We start from the raw sequence: 23136 nt of genomic DNA, 5'->3' as shown, positions 1-23136 counted from the left end.
TACGAGAATGCCAGCCACGCCAAGCCATACGTCTCATGCCGCCACGCTGCCCGCCCCGCTCGCGGAACGCGTGTTCGCGCTCGCCGACGCAGCGGCGACCGAGGCCTTCGGCGCGCGCTTCGCGCTTGCGCTCGATGCAGCCCGCGTCGAACTGACCCGCGCGCATGCGTTCGACGGCCTGCAGATCCAGCTCGACGGCGACCTCGGCGCGGGCAAGACGTCCCTCGTGCGCGCGATCCTGCGCGGCCTCGGCCATCGCGGCCGCGTGCGCAGCCCGACCTACACGCTCGTCGAGCCGTATGCGCTCGAACGCGACGATGGGGAACTCGAGGTCTATCACTTCGATCTGTATCGTTTCAACGATCCGGCCGAATGGTCCGACGCCGGCTTTCGCGAATATTTCAACTCTAGCGCGATTTGCCTCGTCGAATGGCCGCAACAGGCGGGTACGCTGCTCGGCGTGCCCGATCTGGTCTTCTCGCTCGACGTGGACGGCGACGGCCGCGCCCTCACCGTCCGCGCGTACAGCGCTTCAGGAAAGGCATGTCTCGAAAGATGTTGATCAAACCGTTCCGCTCGATCGAATCGGCGGCCACCGCGACGCATAACTGGCGGCGCCGGCAGATCCTGTGCGCAGGCGCATCGACGCTCGTGCTCGGCCTCGCGGTGCCGCGGCTCGCGCTTGCATCGTCGGTGCTCGGTGTGCGGGTGTGGCCCGCGCGCGATTACACGCGCGTGACGATCGAATCCGACCAGCCGCTGCAGAATACCCAACACCTGCTGCAGGGTCCGGACCGGCTCGTCGTCGACCTGGACGGGCTCGACCTCGACCAGGCGCTGCGCGACCTCGTGTCGAAGATCGCGCCGAACGATCCGCAGATCCAGTCGGTGCGCGTCGGCCAGTATCAGCCGCACGTCGTGCGGATGGTGTTCGACCTGAAGGGTTCGGTGAAGCCGCAGGTGTTCACGCTGCCGCCCGTCGGCACGTACAAGTACCGGCTCGTGTTCGACCTCTATCCGGCCGTCGCACCCGATCCGCTGACCGACCTGATCGCGCAGACGGAACGCAAGGAACAGCAGCTCAACGAAGCGACGCGCGCGCAGCAGGTGCAGCCGCCGACCGCGCTGAGCGGTCCGACGCCGCCGCCCGTCGCGAGCCACGACAACAGCGACGCGTTCTTCCAGCGCTTCGCGCAGAACAGCCCGGGCACGCCCGCGCCGCACACGCCGCCTGCGGCGACCGGCGGCGCAACGGCAGCTCCGGCAGCACCGGCCGCATCGACGAAGCCCGCGGTCAAGCCACCGGCCGTCATCGCGCGCAAGGACGACGACGACGAAGGCGACGACACCTACAAGTTCACCGCGCCGAATACTGGCAAAGGCGCCGGCAAGGGCGGCACCGTGCGCCTGCTGACGGTCGCGATCGATCCGGGCCACGGCGGCGAGGATCCGGGCGCGATCGGCGGCGGCGGCACCTACGAGAAGCACATCGCGCTCGACGTCGCGAAGAAGCTGCGCGCGAAGATCGACGCGGCGCCGAACATGCGCGCGATGATGACGCGCGACGCGGACTTCTTCGTGCCCCTCAACGTGCGCGTGCAGAAGGCGCGCCGCGTCGGCGCGGACCTGTTCGTGTCGATCCACGCGGACGCGTTCACGACGCCGTCCGCGAGCGGCTCGTCGGTGTTCGCGCTGTCGGACCACGGCGCGTCGAGCGCCGCGGCCCGCTGGCTCGCGAACAAGGAGAACGCGTCGGACCTGATCGGCGGGATCAACATCAAGACCCAGGACGCAGCCGTGAGCCGCGCGCTGTTCGACATGTCGACGACCGCGCAGATCCGCGATTCGCTGCGCTACGGCAACTACGTGCTGAAGGAAGTCGGCGGCATCAACAAGCTGCACAAGGGCTCGGTCGAACAGGCGGGGTTCGCGGTGCTGAAGGCGCCCGACATCCCGTCGATCCTCGTCGAGACCGCGTTCATCAGCAATCCGGACGAGGAGCGCAGGCTCAACGACGACAGCTATCGCGACCAGATGGCCGATGCGATCTTCCGCGGCATCAAGCGCTATTTCGCGGCGAACCCGCCGCTCGCGAAGAACCGGATGGCCTGACGGCCGCCGCCTCTGCCGCGCGCCGCGCCGCATGCATCGCGGCCGGCGCGCGCGGTCACGACGCCGCGAAGCGGCGCACCAGCCTGCCGCCGAACACGTTCACCGCGAGCCCGCCCATCACGAGCGCCGCACCGCTCATCTGCGCGCGCGTCAGGTGTTCGTCGAGCAGCAGGGCCGACGACGCAAGGCCGACGATCGGCACCAGCAGCGAAAACTGCGCGACCTGCGCGGCCGGATAGCGCGACAGCAGGTGGCTCCACAACCCGTAACCGAGCAGCGTCGCGACGAACGCGAGATAGACGACCGCGAAGATCGACGCGCCCGTCAGTGCGCCGAGCGCGGCCGCGATCCGCTGCGGCCCCTCGAACCCGAGCGACAGCAGGAAGAACGGCACCGGCGGCACGAGGCTCGCCCATACAACGAGCGACACGAGGTTCGCCTGCCCCACCTTCTTCGTCACGATGTTGCCGAACGCCCACATCGCGGCCGAGCAGATCGTCAGCAGGAAGCCGGCGAGCGTCATCGCGCGGCCGCCCTGCGACGCGATCACGACGAGCCCGCCCGCGGCGATCGCGAGCCCGATCAGGTTCTGCACGCGCAGCCGCTCGCCGAGGAACACCATCGCGAACACGAGCGTGAAAAACGCCTGCGACTGCAGCACGAGCGACGCGAGGCCGGCCGGCATCCCGACGTACATCGCGGTGAACAGGAACACGAACTGGCCGAGCTGGATCGTCGCGCCGTACAGCACGAGCAACCGCCACGAAATCTGCGGCCGGCGCACGAAGAACACGGCCGGCACCGCGGCGAGCGTGAAGCGCAGCGCGCCGAGCAGCATCGGCGGCATCCCGTGCAGACCGACCTTGATCACGACGAAATTCACGCCCCACGCCAGGATCACGACCAATGCCAGCAGCAGGTCCTTCGGCGCCATCATCTCCGTCTCCTCTATCTGTTTTTCTGAAGGCGGTCAGTGTACCGGCGTTTGACGGGCAACCCGGATTCCCGCGCGCACGGCATGGAATCGGGGCCGGCACCGTTGCGACGCGAAAGCCTCACGTCGCGTCACGCGCAGCGGACCGCGCGCCAGTACAATGACCGGGATCTCCGGAGCCTCGACAGGACCTGTCATGACCGATTCCATCAAAGCGCTGCTGAAACCGCATATCCGCGACATCGGCAACCTGCAGGTGCGCCGCACGCTGCCCGCGCTCGCCGCGCGCCTCGTCGGCCCGTTCATCTTCTTCGATCACATGGGCCCCGCGACGCTGCCGGCCGGCACGGGCCTCGACGTGCGCCCGCATCCGCATATCGGGCTCGCGACCGTCACCTATCTGTTCGACGGCGCGATCCTGCACCGCGACAGCCTCGGCTCGCTGCAGGAGATCGTGCCCGGCGACGTCAACTGGATGACGGCCGGGCGCGGCATCGTCCACTCCGAACGCACGCCCGACGCGCTGCGCGAGCGCGGCCACACCGTGCACGGAATCCAGACCTGGGTCGCGCTGCCGCTTGCGCATGAAACCGACGAGCCGTCGTTCGAGCACCATGAAGCCGCGACACTGCCGAAACGCACCGAGGACGGCGTGTCGCTGACGGTGATCGCCGGCGACGCGTTCGGCCTGCGCTCACCCGTCACGACGTTCTCGCGCACGCTCTACGTCGCTGCGGAATTCACGGACGGCGGCCGCCTCGTGCTCGACGCGTCGCACGACGAGCGCGCGGTCTATCTCGTCGACGGCGACCTCGCGATCGACGGCACGCCGCTCGACCCCATGCAGATGGCCGTGCTCGCGCCGGGCGCGACCGTCACGCTGACGAGCGGCGCCGGCGCACGCGTGATGCTGCTCGGCGGCGACCGGCTCGAAGGCGAGCACTTCATCGACTGGAACTTCGTCGCGAGCAGCCGCGATGCGATCGAGCGCGCCAAGGAAGCCTGGACACGACAGGAAATGGGCAAGGTGCCCGGCGAGACCGAGTGGATCCCGCTGCCCGAGCGCAAGCCGCGTTGAAAAACGCGCGTGCCGCCCCCACCCTGACGACATCCGAACCAACGAGGACGACATGGACACCACGCTTGCCACTTTCGAAAAAGACGTCATCGAGGCGTCGCTCGACACGCCCGTGCTGGTCGACTTCTGGGCGCCGTGGTGCGGCCCCTGCAAGACGCTCGGCCCGCTGCTCGAAAAGCTAGAAAGCGACTACGCGGGCCGCTGGAAGCTCGTAAAGGTCAACGTCGACGAGAACCAGGAACTCGCCGCGCATTTCCAGACGCGCAGCATTCCGCACGTGATCGCATTCGCCGACGGGCGCCCGGTCGACCAGTTCATCGGCGTGTTGCCCGAAGGGCAGCTGCGCGCGTTCCTCGACCGGCTGCTGCCGGCGCCCGAGGAAGCCGAGCGCCGCGCCGCGCAGTTCGCGGCCGAAGAGGGGCGCTTCGACGACGCGCGCGCCCACCTCGAAGCCGCGCTCGCGCTGAACCCGGGCTTCGACGATGCACGGCTCGACCTGATCGAACTGCTGCTCGCGGGCAACCACATCGATGCCGCGCGCGCGGAAACCGGGCGCCTGTCGCCGCAGACCGTGCAAGACGGCGACCCGCGCCTCCAGGCGATCCAGACCCGTTTCGACGCGCTCGACGCGACCGCGGACCTGCCGCCGACCGACGCGATCGAGGCCCGCATCGCCGCGAACCCGGCCGACCTCGAAGCGCGTTTCGATCTCGCACAGAGCCTGATCGCGCGGCGCGCTTACGAAGGCGCGCTGGAGCAGTTGCTGGAAATCGTCGTGCGCGATCGCGCGTACGGCGACGATCTCGGCCGCAAGACGATGATCTCGGTGTTCGAGCTGGCGGGCGACCGCCCGGACCTCGTCGCCGTGTGGCGGCGCAAGCTGAGCATGGCGCTCAACTGAACCCGAACGGCGCTCGGCACGCGGGCGCCGCCGCCTCCCTTCAGGCCGCGACGGCCCGCGCCGCAATCGCCCGCAGCGCATGCGCGGCGGCCGCGAAGCCGAAGCTCGCGGTCACGCACACGCTCGAGCCGAAGCCCGCGCAGTTGAGCCCCGCGACGTGCGCGGCCGCGGACGGCTCCTCACCGTCCTCGATATCGCAAGCGGCCGCTTCCGGGTAGATCAGCGGTTCGTCCGAATACACGGCGCTGACCTTGAAGCGCGCCTTCGGCCCGCGCGGAAAGCCGTGCTGCTTGCGCAGCTGGGCGCGCACCTTCGACAGCAGCGGATCCTGGATCGTCAGCGCGAGATCGTCGATGCGGATGCGGGTCGGGTCGAGCTGCCCGCCCGCGCCGCCGACCGTCACGAGCGGCTGCCCTTTCGCGACGCACCACGCGATCAGCGCGACCTTCGTGCGCACGCTGTCGATCGCGTCGATCACATAGTCGAAGCCGCCGCCGAGCAGCGCGTCGAAGTTGTCGGGCTCCGCGAAATCCTCGATCCGGTTCACGCGGCACGCGGGATCGATCAGCGCGATCCGCTCGGCCATCGCGTCGACCTTCGGCTTGCCGTAGTTGCCGTCGAGCGCGTGGATCTGCCGGTTCGTGTTGCTTTCCGCGACATTGTCGAGGTCGACGAGCGTCAGCTGGCCGACGGCGCTGCGCGCGAGCGCCTCGGCCGTCCACGAACCGACCCCGCCGATCCCGATCACCGCGACGTGCGCGCGCTCGAACGCGGCAAGCGCCGGCGCGCCGTACAGGCGCGCGATGCCGCCGAAACGCCGCGCGCGATCCACGTCAAGCTGATTTGACAGGCTCGGGGTAAGATCAGAGGTTATCGGGGCGGCGTCGGTGGGAGGCATGGCGGCAAGGAAAGCGTAAGTCGTGCAGCCCTGTATTTTGCCTGATATCCCCGCCCCCACGTGCCACTGTGCACGCACGTTTCTTACTCCTTCGCTATACTGGCCCCAGATTGAAGCGTTCGCATAACATGACGACACTCGCCGATCTCCGCATCAACTACTCGCGTGCTTCGCTCGACGAAGCCGACGCCGCCCCGAGCCCCTTCGTCCAGTTCGACCGCTGGTTCAAGGAGGCGCTCGCCGCCAAGCTCCCCGAACCGAACACGATGACGCTCGCCACCGTCGGCGAAAACGGCCGTCCGTCCGCACGGATCGTGCTGATCAAGGCCGTCGACGAGCGCGGGTTCGTCTTCTTCACCAATTACGAAAGCCGCAAGGGCCACGACCTCGCGGCCAATCCGTACGCCGCGCTGCTGTTCTACTGGATCGAGCTCGAGCGCCAGGTGCGCATCGAAGGCCGCATCGAGAAGACGAGCGCCGAGGAAAGCGACCGCTATTTCGCGTCGCGCCCGCTCGGCTCGCGGATCGGCGCATGGGCGTCCGAACAGAGCGCGGTGATCGACAACCGCGCGCTGCTCGAAGCGCGCGAACAAGAGATCAGCGCGCGCTACGGCGACGACCCGCCGCGGCCGCCGCACTGGGGCGGCTATCGCCTCGTGCCCGACACGCTCGAATTCTGGCAGGGCCGCCCGTCGCGGCTGCACGACCGGCTGCTGTACACGCGCGACGCCGCGGCGCCGCCGCACGGCTGGACGATCGCGCGCCTGTCGCCGTAAGCAGCGCGAGGGCGCGCGGGCCCACGGCGCGGCCGCCGAACGTGTTTCGTGTTGCATCCGGGCGCCCGGTAACGAACGGGCGCCGGTCAAGAAACTAGGCTGTATTCGATTCAACGGACTACGGAGATTCCAAATGTTCTGGGAAAAGAAGCTGGCACAGTGGGCGGACGATGTACGGGCGAAGGCGAACATTCCGGCGCGCCTGGTATTGTGGAACGGTGATCAACTCGATTTCGGCACGTTCGCGGCGCCGCAGGTCACGCTGAAGGTCAACAGCGCGTCGGCGCTGCCGCTGCTGCTCGACCCGAGCCTCGACAACCTCGGCGAGGCGTACGTGAAGGGCAAGATCGACATCGAGGGCAAGCTCTCCGACATCATCAACATCAGCTACTCGCTCGCGCGCAGCACGGTGACGACTGCGAGCAAGCTCGCGCGCGTGAAGCGTTACTTCAATCACACGAAGAACACCGACAGGAAGGCGATCCAGTATCACTACGACGTGTCGAACGAGTTCTACCAGCTGTGGCTCGACGAGAACATGGTCTACTCGTGCGCGTACTTCGAGAACGGCGACGAGGATCTCGCGACCGCGCAGATCAAGAAGATCGACCACATCCTCACGAAGATCCGGCTGCAGCCGGGCCAGCGCCTGCTCGACATCGGCTGCGGCTGGGGCGCGCTGGTGCTGCGGGCCGCGGGCAAGTTCGGCGCGCAGTGTCTCGGCGTGACGCTGTCGCAGAACCAGTTCGACCTCGCGACCGAACGCGTGAAAGCCGCAGGATTGCAGGACAAAATCGAGATCCGCCTGCAGGACTATCGCGAGATCGACGGCCAGTTCGACCGCATCACGAGCGTCGGGATGTTCGAGCACGTCGGCCGCAAGAACCTGCTGCTGTACTTCGCGCGGGTCCGCGAGCTGCTCGCCGACGACGGTATCGCGATGAACCACGGGATCACGTCGACCGATGCGGAGAGCGGCGAGACGGCGCTCGGCGGCGGCGAGTTCATCGACCGCTACGTGTTCCCGGACGGCGAGCTGCCGCACGTCAGCCTCGCGCTCGAAGCGGCGCAGCGCGGCGGGCTCGAGGCGATTGACGTCGAAAGCCTGCGACGGCACTATGCGCGCACGCTCGACATCTGGACCGAGAACTTCGAAGCGAAGGCCGAGGAAGCCAGGCAGCTCGTCGACGACGAAAAATTCCGCATCTGGCGCGTGTATCTCGCCGGCTGCGCGTATGCGTTCGAGCACGACGACGTGTCGATCTTTCAAATCGTGTGCCGCAAGGCCGGGCAGAGCGCGAAAACGCTGCCGTGGTCGCGGCGCTATATGTACGAACACGCGCTGCCGCGCTAGGCGGCGCTTCACGCACGGCATGCATGGGTGACGGCAGCACGCGGCGCAACGCGCCGCCGGGACGGCAGCAACGCGACGATTCGGACGGGACGCCCGCCGACGGACAGTTCGACCTGTTCGGCGCGGCACCCGATGATCCGCCGCCCGCGCCGAAGAAAGGCAAGCGCCGGCGCGGCGTGCCGCCCGCCCCGATCGCGCCCGACGTCGCAGCCGCCGTGGCCGGGCTGCCGCCGAACGTGCGGCTCGGCACGTCGTCTTGGTTTTTCCCCGGCTGGAACGGCATCGTCTACGACGGCGACTTCGCGCAGACCAAGCTGTCGCGCGAAGGACTCGAAGCGTACGGTGCACATCCGCTGCTGAAGAGCGTGAGCCTCGACCGGTCGTTCTACGGGCCGCTGTCCGTCGCCGACTATTTGCGCTACGCGCAGCAGGTGCCCGACGATTTCCGCTTCGTCGTGAAGGCGCCGGCCTCGGTCACCGACGCGGTCGTGCGCGGCCACCGCGGCGAACCGTCCGGGCCGAATCCGACCTTCCTCGACGCCGCACTCGCGACCAGCGAATTCGTGCAGCCGTGTCTCCAAGGGCTCGGCCGGAAGGCCGGGGTGCTGGTGTTCCAGTTCTCGCCGCTGCCCGACCGGCTGCTCGCGGATCCCGCCGCGCTGATCGAACGGCTGTCCGCATTCTTCGCGGCGCTGCCGCCGTTGCCGCCCGAACCGGACGGCCCGCGCTATGCGATCGAGATCCGCGACGCGTGCCTGCTCACGCCGCGTTTCATCCGCGCGCTCGCGGTGATCGGCGTGCGCTACTGCGTCGGCCTGCACGCGCGGATGCCGGACCCGCTGCGTCAGGCGGCCGCGCTCGCACTGCTCGACGGCGACGCGCCGGGCCCGCTGATCGTGCGCTGGAGCCTGCACGGCGGCTTCAAGTACGAACAGGCGAAGGCGAAATACGAGCCGTTCGATCGGCTCGTCGACGAAGACCCGCACACGCGCACGGCGCTCGCCGAGCTGGCCGCGCGCTACGCGCTGGCCGGGCAGCCCGTGATCATCACGATCAACAACAAGGCAGAAGGCTCGGCGCCGCTGTCATGCATCGCGCTCGCGCGGGAGATCGCCGCCGCGTGCGCGCAATTGCGCAGCGAGGCAGCGTAGCGCCTGGCCACGCCGCTGCCTGCTGCCCCGCCGTGCCAGCGCAATCGGTCGACGCCCAAGTGCCACCCGCTCGCGTGCCTCAGGCGCCGCGCGACGACTTCAGCCGGTGCGCAAACTTCTGGCGGAATTTCGCGAGCTTCGGCCCGATCACGACCGCGCAATAGCCCTGCCCCGGATTGCGCGCGTAGTAATCCTGGTGATAGTCCTCGGCCGGCCAGTAGTTGCCGTCCAGCGGCACGACCTGCGTGACGATCGGCGCCGAAAACACCTGTTCGCGCTCCAGTTCGCGGATCACGTCGAGCGCGACGTCACGCTGCGCGTCCGAATGCGTGAACACGGCCGACCGGTATTGCGTGCCGGTGTCGTTGCCCTGCCGGTTGAGCTGCGTCGGGTCGTGCGTCGCGAAGAAGATCTCGAGGATCTCGCGATAACCGATGCGCGCCGGGTCGAACGTCACGTTGACGACTTCCGCGTGACCGGTGTCGCCGTCGCACACGTCGCGGTAACCGGGGTTGCGCGTGTGGCCGCCCGCGTAGCCGGACTCGACGGCCGTCACGCCGTCGACATCGAGAAACACCGCTTCCGTGCACCAGAAGCATCCGCCACCCAGCGTTGCAACTTCAGTCATCGTGTTCACCTTAAAATGAAATCGCGTGGAATAAAAAGGCTTCGGGGTGCCGCGACGTAATACATACGTCGATCGGCGCGTGCATACATGCATGATAACCGTGTCACAGAACAAGAAATGACCCGTCCCAAAAACGACCAGCCCGTGCCTGCCCCGCGGATCCGGACCGGCGCCGTCACGCCACTGCCACGCGGGCACGGAGACATCCAGACGGCGGTCGTGAACCTCGTCGACCGCCTCGCGCCGCTCGTCCCCGTAGCCCGTCAGCCGTTGCTCGCGCGAACCATCGCGGAAGTGATCGCCGGCCGGCCCAGTTCGATGGCCAACAGCATGTTCGTGCGCCAGAGCATCATCCGCAGGGGCACCGCGACAGACGATCAGGTCATCGAGGGCCTCGCGGCATGGGTCACCGTCCTCTTCGATCTCGCCAACCTGCAGCACGACCGCGGTCGCGCGCTGGACCTCGAAGCCGACCTTCCCGACGACGCGCTGGCGCGGCTCGACCAGGCCCTCGCGCGCTCGTGCCGAGGTTGCATCCTTGCCGTCCCCCACATCGGCAGCATCGAGCTGTTCGCGGCGCACCTCAAGGATCGTGGATTCAACCTCGGCTCGTCTTCAGCTGGATTTATGCATTGTCCCGATCGGGCTGGAACGGGCTCGTGTGGATCGTGGGCGTGGCGATCTATGCGCTCACCGTGCCCGTCGTGCTCGCCGCAAGGCCGAGCCGGTCGCAACCGAAAAGCTGATTCCGCACGCCTTCAACGACGCGTCGCGTTCAGCGTCGCCGCGCTGCGGCAAGGTGGACGGCGCATGGCTCACGTCGTCATGCATTCTCGACTACACTGCGCACACCGACTGTTTCGCTGTTCGCTCGCTGTTCGCTGAAAGGCACCGGCCATCTCGCACGTGGGCACGCGAGCACGCCGGTTGCCGGCAGTTCCGCTCGGCCGGAACGGCAGCATCGTCCGGCCGTTTCACATGCAAAGGTGCGCCCGTCGCCGACGCTTGCGCACCGTGAGAGTCAGTCATTTCCGAGGGTCCTACCATGACCATGCGGCCTGATCCGACGTTTCACGCATCGCCGGAACTTGCGATGCGCGCCCCTGCTGAAACCTACGCGTACACGCTGTTGCTCAGCCCGGACTTCTCCCGGCCCGATGCGCTCGCCGTCATCGACGTGAAGCCCGGTTCACCGACCTACGGCAAGATCGTGCATACGGTGACGATGCCGAACACCGGCGACGAGTTCCATCACTTCGGCTGGAATGCGTGCTCGTCGGCGTTGTCGCCGCTGACCGGCCACGCGTTCCTCGAACGCCGCTACCTGATCATCCCGGGCCTGCGCTCGTCGCGCGTGTACGTGATCGATACGCAGCCGCATCCGACCCAGGCGCGCATCCACAAGATCGTCGAGCCCGACGAGATCTTTAGCAAGACCGGCTATTCACGGCCGCACACCGTGCACTGCGGGCCCGAGGGCATCTACGTCAGCACGCTCGGCGGCAGCGGGAAGGACGGCACGGACGGCCATCCGGGCATCTTCATCATGGATTGCGAGACCTTCGACGTGCTCGGCCGCTGGGAAATCGATCGCGGCCCGCAGGACAAGCACTACGACTTCTGGTGGAACCTGCCGCGCGACTACATGGTGTCGAGCGAATGGGCGCTGCCGCCGCAGTTCGAGAACGGCATCGTTCCCGAGGATCTGCTCGCGAACCGGTACGGACACCGGCTGCACTTCTGGGATCTGAGCGCGCGGCGCAACGTGCAGACGATCGATCTCGGCGCGCACCACCAGATGGCGCTGGAGGTGCGGCCCGCGCACGATCCGGTCCGCGAATACGGATTCGTCGGCGTCGTGGTCGATACGACGAACCTCGAAGGCTCGATCTGGACCTGGTGGCGCGAAGACGGCCAGTTTCACATCGAGAAGACTGCGACGATCCCGGCCGAGCCCGCGTCCGCAGACCAGTTGCCGCCGTTGCTCAAATCGTTCGGCGCGGTGCCGCCGCTCGTGACCGACATCGACCTGTCCCTCGACGACCGGTTCCTGTACGTGTCCTGCTGGGGCACCGGCGAAATGCGGCAGTACGACGTGACGGATCCGCGCCGGCCGACACTGTCGGGATCGGTGCGCATCGGCGGCATCGCGCAGCGCGCGCCGCATCCGAGTGGCCGCACGTTCGCGGGCGGTCCGCAGATGGTCGAGATCAGCCGCGACGGCAAGCGGGTCTACTGGACCAACTCGCTGTACTCGACCTGGGACGACCAGTTCTACCCGGACGGCGTGCCGGCCGCGCAGGTGATGGCGCACGCGGGGCCCGACGGCGGCCTGACGCTCGCGCACGATTACTGGGTCGACTTCCCCGACGGCTATCGCGCACACCAGATCCGGCTCGAAGGCGGCGACTGCTCGACCGATTCGTTTTGCTATCCGTCGGTGCGATCTTGAACGTCGGAAGCCACGTGCAGATCGGCCTCTGGGCGGCGGTGCTCGCAAGCGGCCTCTACCACGGGCTGAATCCCGCGATGGGGTGGCCGCTCGCGGTGTCGAACGCGCTGATGGCGAAAAGCGGCCGCGCGCTGGCCGCCGCGCTCGGCTATCTCGCGTGCGGGCATGCGCTCGCCGTGTTCGCGGTGACGCTGCCGTTCGGGCTGCTCGCCGCGCTGCTCGCGTGGCAGACCACGATCCGGATCGGCGCGAGCGTGCTCGTGATCGGCTTCGGCGCCGCGCTGCTGATCCGGCGGCGCCACCCGCGCGCGCTTGCGCGGATCCCGCCCGCGCGGCTCGGGCTGTGGTCGTTCGCGGTGGCGGTCGCGCACGGCGCCGGGCTGATGCTGGTGCCGATCTATCTCGGCCTGTGCGGAATCGACGTCGATCCCGGACAGCGGGCCGCGACCGCGCTCGTCGGCGCCCATCTGGGAATGGCGCTCGCCGTCGCGGCCGCGCATGCCGCCGCGATGATCGCGGCCGGCGGGCTGCTTGCGTGGCTCGTCTACCGCTACCTCGGGCTGACGTTCGTGTCGCGCAGCTGGTTCAACCTCGATCGGCTCTGGGCGACGAGCCTGATGCTGATCGGCGCGCTATCGCTCGGGCTCGGGGCCGCGGGTTAGCTGCCCGCACACCGGCCTGCCGCGCGCGATTCCGCTAAAATCGGGCCATTCGTCCCATTTGCCAGACTGACTGCCTTGTCGCCTTTCACCCGCATCGCCCGTTTCCCCCGCTGCGCGCCCGGCGCGCACGCGCCGCTCCGGAAGGCCGCCCGATGATCCGCGCGACCCCGCCGAACTTCGATGCCGCCGCATTCCGGCAGGCGCTTGGCCAGTTCGCGACCGGCGTGACCGTGATCACGACGCGCGCGCCGTCCGGGCAACTGATCGGCATCACCGCGAGTTCGTTCAATTCGGTCTCGCTGGATCCGCCGCTCGTACTGTGGAGCCTCGCGCACAAGTCGGCGTCGATGCCCGTGTTCCGCAGCAACAGCCATTACGTCGTCAACGTGCTCGCGGCGTCGCAGATCGACCTGTGCAAGCGCTTCGCGACCTTCAAGGGCGACCGCTTCGAAGGCATCGCGCACGCGGCCGGCAATTCGGGCATGCCGGTGCTCGACGGCGCGATCGCGTGGTTCGAGTGCCATAACCGCAGCCGCTACGACGAAGGCGACCACGTGATCTTCGTCGGCGAAGTCGAGCGCTGCGGCGTCAACCCCGGCGCGGGCACCGCCGCGCCGCTCGTGTTCCACGGCGGCGCATTCCACGGTCTCACACCGCTTTGATCGCCCCGGTGCGCGCCAGCACGACCGGCGCGCCCGCCTCGTCCTTCAGCGTCTGCAGCACGATGTTCGAGCGGATGTCCATCACGCCCGGCGCCTTGTACAGCCGGTTCAGCACGAAATCGGAATAGTGCTTGAGGTTGTGCGCGAGCACCCTCAGCAGGTAGTGGCTCTCGCCGGTCACGACGAACGCGCCGACCACCTCGGGCCATTCGCGCAATTCCTCCGCGAACCGTTCGTGCCATTGCGTCTGCTCGTTGCGCATCGACACCTGCACGAACGCCTCCAGTTCGAAACCGAGCTTCTCGCGGCTCAGGCACGCGCGGTAGTGCTCGATCACGCCCTGCTCCTCCAGCAGGCGCATGCGCCGCAGGCAGGCCGATGGTGACAGCGAAATCCGTTCCGCCAGATCGAGGTTGCTGATTCTGCCCTCCTCCTGCAGTACCGCGAGAATACGGCAGTCGGTGGCGTCGAGCGTGATCGCATGCATTTTTGGTCCCCGTTTTCCCTGTGATTCGAATTATCTGCCAATCTGGCGGTTTGTCCATGTCTATTTCGCAAGCACTTTCTGCGAGCGTCCGCCTATCATGCGAAGCATCGATTCGCTGATTCGTCATGCTATGGACACACTCTGGGACATTTCACCGCCTGTCGCCCCCGCCACCCCCGTGTGGCCGGGCGACACGCCGGTTACGGTCGAACGCGTCTGGCGGATGGAGGCGGGCTCGCCCGTCAACGTCGCACGCCTGACACTGTCGCCGCACACCGGCGCGCACACCGACGCGCCGCTCCACTATGACGCCGACGGCGCGCCGATCGGCACGGTGCCGCTCGACGCGTACCTCGGCCCGTGCCGCGTGATCCACTGCATCGGTGCGTCGCCCGTCGTCACGCCGGCGGACGTCGCGGCGGCGCTCGACCGCGTGCCGCCGCGCGTGCTGCTGCGCACCTATGCGCAGGCGCCCGCCGCGCAATGGGATCCGGAGTTCTGCGCGGTCGCGCCCGACACGATCGACCTGCTCGCCGCACACGGCGTGAAGCTGATCGGCATCGATACGCCGTCGCTCGATCCGCAGGAATCGAAGACGATGGACGCGCACCACCGCATCCGCACACACCGGATGGCGATCCTGGAAGGCATCGTGCTCGATGACGTGCCGGCCGGCGACTACGAACTGATCGCGCTGCCGCTCAAGCTCGCGACGCTCGACGCGAGCCCCGTGCGCGCGGTGCTGCGCGCGCTGCCCGGCCGCGCCGCCTGAATCCACGACACACGACACACAACAACCCGAGACATCATGATCAAGACCCGTGAAGACGCGCTCGCGCTCGACCGCGACGACCCGCTTGCCCCGCTGCGCGACCAGTTCGCGCTGCCCGACGGCGTGATCTACCTCGACGGCAACTCGCTCGGCGCGCAGCCGCGCGCGTCGGCCGCCCGCGCGCAGCAGGTGATCGGCGCCGAATGGGGCGACGGCCTGATCCGCAGCTGGAACACCGCCGGCTGGTTCGCGCTGCCGCGCCGCCTCGGCAACAAGCTCGCGACGCTGATCGGCGGCGCGCCTGACGAGACCGTCGTCACCGATACGATCTCGATCAACCTGTTCAAGCTGCTGTCCGCGATGCTGCGCTACCAGGCCGAACGTGCGCCCGGGCGGCGCGTGATCGTGTCGGAGCGCTCGAACTTCCCGACCGACCTGTACATCGCGCAAGGGCTGATCGCGCAGCTCGGCGGCGACTACGAGCTGCGCCTGATCGACGATCCGGCCGACCTGCCCGACGCGCTCGGCGAGGACACCGCGGTCGCGATGATCACGCACGTGAACTACCGCACCGGCTACATGCACGACATGCCGGCCGTCACGCAGCTTGTGCACGATGCGGGCGCGCTGATGCTGTGGGATCTCGCGCACTCGGCGGGCGCAGTGCCGGTCGACCTGAACGGCGCACGTGCGGACGGCGCGGTCGGCTGCACGTACAAGTACCTGAACGGCGGCCCCGGCTCGCCCGCGTTCGTGTGGGTGCCGAAGCGCCATCACGCGCATTACTCGCAGCCGCTGTCCGGCTGGTGGGGCCACCGCGCGCCGTTCGCGATGCAGCCCGAGTTCGCGCCCGATCCCGGCATCGCGCGCTTCCTGTGCGGCACGCAGCCGATCGTGTCGATGTCGATGGTCGAATGCGGACTCGACGTGTTCCTGCAGACCGACATGCACGCGATCCGCCGCAAGTCGCTCGCGCTGACCGACGCGTTCGTCGCGCTCGTCGAAGCGCGCTGCGAAGGCCACGCGCTGAAGCTCGTCACGCCGCGCGCGCATCACCAGCGCGGCTCGCAGGCAAGCTTCGAGCATCCGCACGGCTACGCGGTGATGCAGGCGCTGATCGCGCGCGGCGTGATCGGCGACTACCGCGAGCCGCATGTGCTGCGCTTCGGCTTCACGCCGCTCTATACGCGCTTCGTCGACGTGTGGGATGCCGTCGAGACGCTGCGCGACATCGTCGACACCGGCGCGTGGAAGGCGCCCGAGTTCGCGACGCGCGGCGCGGTGACCTGACCGGCCGGCCGGCGCGTGCGATGCGCGCGCCGGATTGCGCGGCACGGGCCGAGCGCCCGCGCACACCTGTCATTCAATCCTGGAGAAAGTCGTGAATTCTGGTCATATGCAGCCGCCCGGCGACGACGCGCCGGCGGGCTGCCCGTTCTCGGGCGCGCGCACTGCAACCCCTGCGCACGAGGCATCGCACGTGCCGGGCGAAGGCGGCGAAACCGCCGGCTGGCACAACGCGCAGCTCGATTTTTCGAAGTCGATGAGCTACGGCGACTACCTGTCGCTGAACAAGATCCTCGACGCGCAGCATCCGCTGTCGCCGGATCACAACGAGATGCTGTTCATCATCCAGCATCAGACGAGCGAGCTGTGGATGAAGCTCGCGCTGTTCGAGCTGCGCGGCGCACTCGACGCGGTGCACGGCGATGCGCTGCCGCCCGCGTTCAAGATGCTCGCGCGCGTGTCGCGCATCCTCGAGCAGCTCGTGCAGGCGTGGAACGTGCTGTCGACGATGACGCCGTCCGAGTATTCGGCGATGCGGCCGTATCTCGGCCAGTCGTCGGGCTTCCAGTCTTACCAGTACCGCCAGCTCGAATTCCTGCTCGGCAACAAGAATGCGCAGATGCTGCAGCCGCATGCGCATCGGCCCGACATCCTCGAACAGGTGCGCGCAACGCTCGAGGCGCCGTCGTTCTACGACGAGGTCGTGCGCCTGCTTGCGCGGCGCGGTTTTCCGATCGCGCCGTCGCGGCTCGAGCGCGACTGGACCCAGCCGACGCAGCACGACGACAGCGTCGAGGCCGCGTGGCTCGAGGTGTACCGGCATCCGCAGCAGCACTGGGAACTGTACGAGATGGCCGAGGAACTCGTCGATCTCGAGGACGCGTTCCGCCAGTGGCGCTTCCGGCACGTGACGACCGTCGAGCGGATCATCGGCTTCAAGCAGGGCACGGGCGGCACGAGCGGTGCGCCGTATCTGCGCAAGATGCTCGACGTCGTTCTGTTCCCTGAGCTCTGGCACGTGCGGACGACGCTGTAAGCCGCCTCGCGCGCACGGACGCACTGCCGCGCCGCACCATCGAAATCCTGTCGCCACGCCTTGACTTTCGCTTGCCTCGATACGATCATTCGCTCACACAATGAGCAAATGATCGATCACAGTCAATCGCGAAGCATGGGGCCCAAGTAAGCGCTGAAGCGCCAACTTGGGCCGACAGGAGACACCGGATGAGTGAATCGCCCTCCCCCCGCGCGCCCGTGCTGCTGCACATCGGCGCCGGATCGTTTCACCGCGCGCACCAGGCGTGGTACCTGCATCGCGTGAACGCGGCCGTGCCGCCGGCCGAGCGCTGGTCGCTGACCGTTGGCAACATCCGCGACGACATGCGCGCGACGATGGACGCGCTCGCCGCGCAACACGGCGCGTACACGCTCGAGACGGTCACGCCGGACGGCGAGCGCGCGTACGAGACGATCCGCGCAATCACGCGCGTGCTGCCGTGGTCAGCCGATCTCGCCGCGTTGATCGATACTGGCGCGGACCCCGCATGCCGGATCGTGTCGTTCACCGTCACCGAAGGCGGCTATTACCTCGACGAACACAACCGCCTCGACATCGCGAACCCCGATCTCGCGGCCGACCTGCTGGGCGCGTGCACGACGCTGTACGGCGCGCTCGCGGCGCTGCTCGCCGAACGGATGACGCGCGGCGCAGGCCCGCTCACGCTGCAGAGCTGCGACAACCTGCGCAGCAACGGCGCACGCTTTCGCGCCGGGATGCGTGAATTCCTCGAACGACGCGGCACGCGCGACCTGCTCGCGTGGTTCGATGCGAACGTCGCGTGCCCGAGCGCGATGGTCGACCGCATCACGCCGCGCCCGACCGACGACGTGCGCGAACGCGTGCGCACGGCGACCGGCTTCGACGACGCGTGCCCGGTGATGGGCGAATCGTTCATCCAGTGGGTGATCGAGGACCGCTTCGCGGCCGGCCGCCCGCAGTGGGAACTGGCAGGTGCGGAACTCGTCGATGATGTACACCCGTACGAGGAAGCGAAGATCCGCATCCTCAACGCGACGCACAGCTGCATCGCGTGGGCCGGCACGCTCGCGGGCCACACGTACATCCACGAAGGCACGCACGACGCGGCGATCCGCCGCTTCGCGCACGACTACGTGACGCAGAACGTGATCCCGTGCCTGAGCCCGAGCCCGCTCGACCTCGCGCGCTATCGCGACGTCGTGCTCGAACGCTTCGGCAATCCGTACGTGCTCGACACCAACCAGCGGGTGGCCGCGGACGGCTTCTCGAAGATCCCCGGCTTCATCGCGCCAACGCTCGCCGAATGCCTTTCGCGCGGCATGGCGCCGGTCGCGACCGCGGTACTGCCCGCGCTGTTCCTGCGCTTTCTCGAACGCTGGGCGCGCGGCACGCTGCCGTATGCGTACCAGGACGGCGTGATGGACGAAAGTGCGGCACGCGCGATCGTCGGTGCGGGCGACCCCGTCGTCGCGCTGTGTGCGGACCGCCAGCTGTGGGGTTCGCTCGCCGGCAACGCGGCGCTGTTCGAAGCCGTGCGCGCCGGGCTCGCGCGCGTCGATGCGTGGCTCGCGCCGCGCTGACGGCGCCCGCAAGCGGCCGCCGCGTGTCGGGTCAAACCGGCATTGGCACGCGCATGCCCGCGCGGCTAAAGTAGCGGCTCCTCACTGACGGAACGGATCGCTCATGTATCTCGGCATCGACCTCGGCACCTCGGAAGTGAAGGTGCTGCTGCTGGCTCCGGACGGCACGGTCGTCGGCACCGCGGGCACGCCGTTTGCCGTGTCGCGCCCGCACCCGCGCTGGGCCGAACAGCATCCGGACGACTGGTGGCGCGGCACGCTCGCCGCACTCGCGACGCTGCGCGAGCGTCATCCGCACGCATTCGCGCAGGTGCGCGGGATCGGCTTGTCGGGCCAGATGCACGGCGCGGTGCTGCTCGACCACGCCGATCGCGTGCTGCGCCCCGCGATCCTGTGGAACGACATGCGCAGCGCCGACGAATGCGCGCTGCTCACCGAACGCGCACCTGCGCTGCACACGCTCGCCGGCAATCTCGCGATGCCCGGCTTCACCGCGCCGAAGCTGCTGTGGGTCGCAAAGCACGAGCCCGACGTGTTCGCGGCAACGGCCTGCGTGCTGATGCCGAAGGACTACCTGCGCTTCAGGCTGACGGGTGCGAAGGTGTCCGATCCGTCCGATGCGGCCGGCACGCTGTGGCTCGACGTCGGGCGCCGCGACTGGTCCGACGCGCTGCTCGCCGCGTGCGGGATGACGCGCGCGCAGATGCCGCGCATCGTCGAAGGCAACGCGCCGTCCGGCACGCTGCGCGCCGACGTCGCGCGCGAGCTCGGCTTGCCGGAAGGCGTCGTCGTCGCGGGTGGCGGCGGCGACAACGCGACGAGCGCGCTCGGCATCGGCGCGACCCAAGCGGGCGACGGCTTCGTGTCGCTCGGCACGTCGGGCGTGCTGAGCGTCGTCGGCGACCGCTTCATGCCGAACCCGGCATCCGCGGTGCACGCGTTCTGCCATGCGATTCCGGACCGCTGGCAGCTGATGAGCGTCGTGCTGTCGGCGGCGAGTTGCCTGCGCTGGGTGTGCAAGCTGACGGGCACCGACGAGCCGGCGCTACTCGCGGAAATCGACACGCTCGATGGGCGCACGCTCGCGACGGCGCCGCTGTTCCTGCCGTACCTGTCCGGCGAGCGCACGCCGCACAACGATCCGTACGCGCAAGGCGGCTACTACACGATGGCGCGGCTGCAGAAGGTGGGGCTGGAGCGCGAGGCGGTGCGCGGCTGGCTCGGCTATGCGACCTGGCCGGCGGCGTACGACGACGCGTTCGCGCAGCCGCAGTCCGAACGGCTGTCCTTCCTGCCGTACCTGTCAGGCGAGCGCTCGCCGTGGATGAATCCGGACGCGCGCGGCGGCTGGCTCGGCCTCGGGCTCGGCGACACGCGCGGCGCGATGATGCGCGCGGCGTTCGAAGGCGTCGCGTTCGCGTTGCGCGCGGGGCTCGATGCCATTCGTGCGGAAGGTGCCGAGTGTTCCGAGGGTGCCGAGGGTGTGGACGGCCGTGCGATCGCATCGCTGCGGGTTGCTGGCGGCGGCTCCGTCGATCCGCGCTGGCGCCAGTTGCTCGCGGACGCGCTCGGCACGTCGCTCGACGCGCTCGACTGCCCGAACGCGGCGACCCGCGGCGCGGCGCTGCTGGCCGGCGTCGCGATCGGACACTGGCGGGAACACGAACTGCGCACGCTCGCGCCCGCCGCGTCGCCGGTGGCGGCGCCATCGGGCGACCATGCGCTCGCGGTGCGCTACGCGCGTTTCGCCGATCTGTACGCGCGCACGGAAGCGTGGTTCACGACGGGCGTTTAAACTCGGGCACTTGCCGTATTGCGTCACCGGTATTGGCGTCACCGATGACGCATGCAGGCAACCCGCCGGCTGTTTCCCGCACGCGTCGCGCGCGGCGATCGGCCATCATGGCGAGCACGAATTCATGTCGCCGAGCCGCGCGCGACGCCGCGCGGCTCGGCGAGCCAGCTTTGCATGGAACCGGAGCCAGTGCTGAAACACCCACTCCGGTCGACCTCTGATCGACAGACAGGAGACAACGATGCTTGAACTGATTTCGTCGCACGCGTGCCACGGCGGTGAACAGCGCTTCTACCGACACGACTCGACGACGATCGGCCTGCCGATGAAGTTCTCGGTGTACCTGCCGCCGCAGGCCGCGCACGGTCGTGTGCCGGCGCTGTTCTACCTCGCGGGGCTGACCTGCACCGAGGAGACGTTCGCGATCAAGGCCGGCGCGCAACAGTACGCGGCGCAGCACGGCCTCGCGCTCATCGCGCCCGACACGAGCCCGCGTGGCGCGGGCGTGCCGGGCGAGACCGATGCATGGGACTTCGGCGTCGGCGCGGGCTTCTACGTCGACGCGACCGAAGCGCCGTGGTCGACGCATTACAGGATGTACTCGTACATCGTCGACGAGCTGCGCGACACGGTGACGGCCGCGCTGCCGATCGACGGCGCGCGGCTCGGCATCTTCGGCCACTCGATGGGCGGACACGGCGCGCTCGTGCTCGCGCTGCGCAACCCGGACGTGTACCGTTCGGTGTCGGCGTTCGCGCCGATCGCCGCGCCGACGCGCTGCCCGTGGGGCGAGAAGGCGCTGTCGGGCTACCTGGGCGCCGATCGCGAAACGTGGAAGCACTACGACGCGAGCGAGCTCGTCGCGCGCGCGAATGCGCGCAAGTTCGCGGACGGGATCCTGGTCGATCAGGGTCTCGCGGATCAGTTCCTCGCGAACCAGCTGAACCCCGACGTGTTCGAGGCGGCCTGCCGCGCGGCAGGCCAGCCGCTGACGCTGCGGCGGCACGCAGGCTACGACCACGGGTACTACTTCATCTCGACGTTTATCGCGGATCACATCGCGCATCATGCGCGGGTGCTGGCCGGCTGACGGGCAGCAACGCGCCGCGGCTCGTCGCTCGCTGCACGCACTGCACGCGATGCGCGGTGGCGGTTCTATTGCAAAGAACGCGTGAACCGCTTCGTGCGGGCCGCACAATGCAAAACGCCGGCGCTGCCCTCGGGCGCGCCGGCGTTTTGCATGGTTCGCTGCGTGCATCAGTTGCGTGCAGCAGCCGCGTGCATCAGTTGCGCCGCAACAGGCTCGCGCCGTACACGAGCGCCGACAGCGCGGTGATCCAGAAGCTCGTCGGCCAGTCGGTGTAATACGCGAGCACGATGCCGACCCACGCTTCGAACAGCGCGAACAGCGCGGCGAGCACGACGCCCGTCGACAGCCGCGTCGACACGTTCTGCGCGGCGGCGGCCGGGCCGACCAGCAACGTGAACACGAGCAGCACGCCGACGATCTGCGTCGCAGCGGCGACCGCGAGCGCGCACACTGCGAGGAACAGCACCGACACCGCGCGCAGCGACACGCCCTTGGCCTCGGCCAGCTCGGGCTGCAGCGATGCGAACAGCAGCGGCCGTGCGATCAGCGCGAGCGCGCCGAGGCTCACCGCGCCGATCCCGGCCAGCACCGCGAGCGTGTCGTGGCTGACCGCGAGCACGTTGCCGAACAGCAGCGCCGTCACCTGCGTCGCGAACGACGTGTAGAAATGCAGGAACAGCAGGCCGAAGCCGAGCGCGCCCGACAGGATCACGCCGATCGCGACGTCGCGGCCCGCGAGCCGCTCGCCGAGCGCGCCCATGCCGACCCCGGCCGCGAGCGTGAAGCCCACCATTCCCCAGATCGGCGAGATGCCGAGCAGCACGGCGCCCGTCGCGCCGGTGAAGCCGACGTGCGACAGCGCGTGGCCCGCGAAGGTCTGCCCGCGCAGCACCAGGAAATAGCCGACGATGCCCGCGAGCACCGCGACGATTCCCGACGCCGCGAAGGCGTTGATCATGAAGTCGTATTCAAACATCGTGTGATTGCCCGCTCGCGTGAGGGTGCGCGTGTCCGTGGTGATGGTGGCCGTGGCCGCCGTGCGCGTGAGTGTGAGCGTCGTCGTCGCCTTCATGCTCGTGGTCGTGCTTCTCGACTTCCACGTCGCCGGACATCACGAAGATCTTGCCGTTCACGCGCATCACGTCGATCGGCGAGCCGTACAGCCGCGACAGCACGGGCTTCGTGATCACCTCGTCGACGGTGCCGAGCGCCGCGACGCCGTTGCCGAGGTACAGCACGCGGTCGAGCGCGTTGAGGAGCGGGTTCAGTTCGTGCGCGGAGAACAGCACCGTGATGCCGAGCTCGCGCTGCACGCGCCGCACGAGCTCGACGACGCCGCGCTGGTGGTTCGGGTCGAGGCTGATCAGCGGCTCGTCGAGCAGCAGCAGCTTCGGGCTGCCGAGCAGGCACTGCGCGAGCAACAGGCGCTGCCGCTCGCCGCCCGACAGCTCGGACAGCGAGCGGCAGCGCCTGTTGCA

23 protein-coding genes and 1 pseudogene are annotated in these 23136 nt (G+C 68.6%); 18 read left to right on the top strand and 6 right to left on the bottom strand.

What is annotated here, in order from left to right; all coding sequences use genetic code 11:
* The first annotated feature begins 7 nt into the window (after positions 1 to 7).
* A complete protein-coding gene (gene tsaE, locus G3N94_RS21030; RefSeq protein ID WP_205794502.1) occupies positions 8 to 562 on the top strand; it encodes a tRNA (adenosine(37)-N6)-threonylcarbamoyltransferase complex ATPase subunit type 1 TsaE in 555 nt (184 codons plus the stop codon).
* On the top strand, positions 544 to 2112 hold the full coding sequence (locus G3N94_RS21025; RefSeq protein WP_205794501.1) for an N-acetylmuramoyl-L-alanine amidase: 1569 nt from the start codon (positions 544 to 546) through the stop codon (positions 2110 to 2112). Before tsaE ends, G3N94_RS21025 begins: the two co-directional genes overlap by 19 nt.
* A gap of 55 nt (positions 2113 to 2167) precedes the next feature.
* On the opposite strand, the gene G3N94_RS21020 is transcribed toward G3N94_RS21025, so the two are convergent.
* The gene (locus G3N94_RS21020) at positions 2168 to 3046 is read right to left on the bottom strand and encodes an EamA family transporter (protein WP_205794518.1); all 879 of its coding nucleotides are present in this window, start codon (positions 3044 to 3046) and stop codon (positions 2168 to 2170) included.
* 196 nt (positions 3047 to 3242) lie between these two features.
* Between G3N94_RS21020 and G3N94_RS21015 the strand changes: the two genes are divergently transcribed.
* Entirely contained in the window at positions 3243 to 4124 is an 882-nt protein-coding gene (locus G3N94_RS21015; RefSeq protein ID WP_205794500.1) for a pirin family protein, read from the top strand.
* A gap of 52 nt (positions 4125 to 4176) precedes the next feature.
* Positions 4177 to 5025 carry a thioredoxin gene (trxA, locus tag G3N94_RS21010; protein ID WP_205794499.1) on the top strand — a complete coding sequence of 283 codons (849 nt, stop codon included), beginning with the start codon at positions 4177 to 4179 and terminating at the stop codon, positions 5023 to 5025.
* 40 nt (positions 5026 to 5065) lie between these two features.
* Here trxA and G3N94_RS21005 read toward each other — a convergent pair whose 3' ends face one another.
* On the bottom strand, positions 5066 to 5923 hold the full coding sequence (locus G3N94_RS21005) for a tRNA threonylcarbamoyladenosine dehydratase (protein ID WP_205794498.1): 858 nt from the start codon (positions 5921 to 5923) through the stop codon (positions 5066 to 5068).
* 128 nt (positions 5924 to 6051) lie between these two features.
* Between G3N94_RS21005 and pdxH the strand changes: the two genes are divergently transcribed.
* The 3 genes from pdxH (at position 6052) to G3N94_RS20990 (ending at position 9204) form a co-directional block, all read left to right on the top strand.
* Positions 6052 to 6699 carry a pyridoxamine 5'-phosphate oxidase gene (pdxH, locus tag G3N94_RS21000; protein WP_205794497.1) on the top strand — a complete coding sequence of 216 codons (648 nt, stop codon included), beginning with the start codon at positions 6052 to 6054 and terminating at the stop codon, positions 6697 to 6699.
* Positions 6700 to 6832: 133 nt separating this feature from the next.
* Entirely contained in the window at positions 6833 to 8053 is a 1221-nt protein-coding gene (locus tag G3N94_RS20995; RefSeq protein WP_205794496.1) for a cyclopropane-fatty-acyl-phospholipid synthase family protein, read from the top strand.
* 23 nt (positions 8054 to 8076) lie between these two features.
* Positions 8077 to 9204: a DUF72 domain-containing protein gene (locus G3N94_RS20990; RefSeq protein WP_205794495.1), complete on the top strand. Its 1128-nt coding sequence runs from the start codon at positions 8077 to 8079 to the stop codon at positions 9202 to 9204.
* A gap of 79 nt (positions 9205 to 9283) precedes the next feature.
* On the opposite strand, the gene msrA is transcribed toward G3N94_RS20990, so the two are convergent.
* Positions 9284 to 9832, bottom strand: a complete 549-nt coding sequence (gene msrA / locus G3N94_RS20985) for a peptide-methionine (S)-S-oxide reductase MsrA (RefSeq protein ID WP_205794494.1) — start codon at positions 9830 to 9832, stop codon at positions 9284 to 9286.
* A 219-nt stretch (positions 9833 to 10051) separates the two neighbouring features.
* Here msrA and G3N94_RS20980 point away from each other — a divergent pair, with 219 nt between their 5' ends.
* The 4 genes from G3N94_RS20980 to G3N94_RS20965 all read left to right on the top strand — a co-directional run bounded on the left by G3N94_RS20980 (position 10052) and on the right by G3N94_RS20965 (position 13608).
* A complete protein-coding gene (locus G3N94_RS20980) occupies positions 10052 to 10717 on the top strand; it encodes a hypothetical protein (protein ID WP_205794493.1) in 666 nt (221 codons plus the stop codon).
* A gap of 160 nt (positions 10718 to 10877) precedes the next feature.
* On the top strand, positions 10878 to 12284 hold the full coding sequence (locus tag G3N94_RS20975) for a selenium-binding protein SBP56-related protein (RefSeq protein ID WP_205794492.1): 1407 nt from the start codon (positions 10878 to 10880) through the stop codon (positions 12282 to 12284).
* Positions 12281 to 12946 carry a hypothetical protein gene (locus G3N94_RS20970; protein WP_205794491.1) on the top strand — a complete coding sequence of 222 codons (666 nt, stop codon included), beginning with the start codon at positions 12281 to 12283 and terminating at the stop codon, positions 12944 to 12946. Before G3N94_RS20975 ends, G3N94_RS20970 begins: the two co-directional genes overlap by 4 nt.
* 152 nt (positions 12947 to 13098) lie before the next feature.
* Complete coding sequence (locus G3N94_RS20965) at positions 13099 to 13608, top strand: flavin reductase family protein (protein ID WP_205794490.1); 510 nt, start codon at positions 13099 to 13101, stop codon at positions 13606 to 13608.
* Here G3N94_RS20965 and G3N94_RS20960 read toward each other — a convergent pair.
* Complete coding sequence (locus tag G3N94_RS20960) at positions 13595 to 14095, bottom strand: Lrp/AsnC family transcriptional regulator (RefSeq protein WP_124598243.1); 501 nt, start codon at positions 14093 to 14095, stop codon at positions 13595 to 13597. The genes G3N94_RS20965 and G3N94_RS20960 overlap by 14 nt on opposite strands.
* 130 nt (positions 14096 to 14225) lie before the next feature.
* On the opposite strand from G3N94_RS20960, the gene kynB reads away from it, so the two are divergent.
* The 7 genes and pseudogenes from kynB to fghA all read left to right on the top strand — a co-directional run bounded on the left by kynB (position 14226) and on the right by fghA (position 21658).
* Entirely contained in the window at positions 14226 to 14867 is a 642-nt protein-coding gene (gene kynB / locus G3N94_RS20955; RefSeq protein WP_205794489.1) for an arylformamidase, read from the top strand.
* Positions 14868 to 14906: 39 nt separating this feature from the next.
* Positions 14907 to 16157, top strand: a complete 1251-nt coding sequence (gene kynU, locus G3N94_RS20950) for a kynureninase (protein ID WP_205794516.1) — start codon at positions 14907 to 14909, stop codon at positions 16155 to 16157.
* Between the two features lie 106 nt (positions 16158 to 16263).
* Positions 16264 to 17190, top strand: a complete 927-nt coding sequence (gene kynA / locus G3N94_RS20945) for a tryptophan 2,3-dioxygenase (protein ID WP_205794517.1) — start codon at positions 16264 to 16266, stop codon at positions 17188 to 17190.
* Positions 17191 to 17378: 188 nt separating this feature from the next.
* The gene (gene dalD / locus G3N94_RS20940; protein WP_205794488.1) at positions 17379 to 18773 is read left to right on the top strand and encodes a D-arabinitol 4-dehydrogenase; all 1395 of its coding nucleotides are present in this window, start codon (positions 17379 to 17381) and stop codon (positions 18771 to 18773) included.
* Positions 18774 to 18876: 103 nt separating this feature from the next.
* Positions 18877 to 19938 (top strand): annotated as a pseudogene (xylB, locus tag G3N94_RS42530) (xylulokinase); the annotation flags it as partial.
* Between the two features lie 3 nt (positions 19939 to 19941).
* A complete protein-coding gene (locus tag G3N94_RS42525; RefSeq protein ID WP_241021986.1) occupies positions 19942 to 20568 on the top strand; it encodes an FGGY-family carbohydrate kinase in 627 nt (208 codons plus the stop codon).
* A gap of 241 nt (positions 20569 to 20809) precedes the next feature.
* Complete coding sequence (fghA, locus tag G3N94_RS20930) at positions 20810 to 21658, top strand: S-formylglutathione hydrolase (protein ID WP_205794486.1); 849 nt, start codon at positions 20810 to 20812, stop codon at positions 21656 to 21658.
* A 193-nt stretch (positions 21659 to 21851) separates the two neighbouring features.
* Here fghA and G3N94_RS20925 read toward each other — a convergent pair whose 3' ends face one another.
* Positions 21852 to 22634, bottom strand: a complete 783-nt coding sequence (locus G3N94_RS20925; RefSeq protein WP_205794485.1) for a metal ABC transporter permease — start codon at positions 22632 to 22634, stop codon at positions 21852 to 21854.
* A partial coding sequence (locus tag G3N94_RS20920) for an ATP-binding cassette domain-containing protein (RefSeq protein ID WP_205794484.1) occupies positions 22627 to 23136 on the bottom strand: 510 nt, incomplete at its 5' end. The genes G3N94_RS20920 and G3N94_RS20925, both read right to left, overlap by 8 nt.

Origin of the sequence: Burkholderia sp. Ac-20353, from assembly GCF_017104785.1 — a bacterium.
In the GTDB taxonomy this organism is placed as follows: domain Bacteria; phylum Pseudomonadota; class Gammaproteobacteria; order Burkholderiales; family Burkholderiaceae; genus Burkholderia.
The sequence above is the reverse complement of the archived record's forward strand: the minus strand, read 5'-3'. Positions and strand labels throughout refer to the sequence as shown.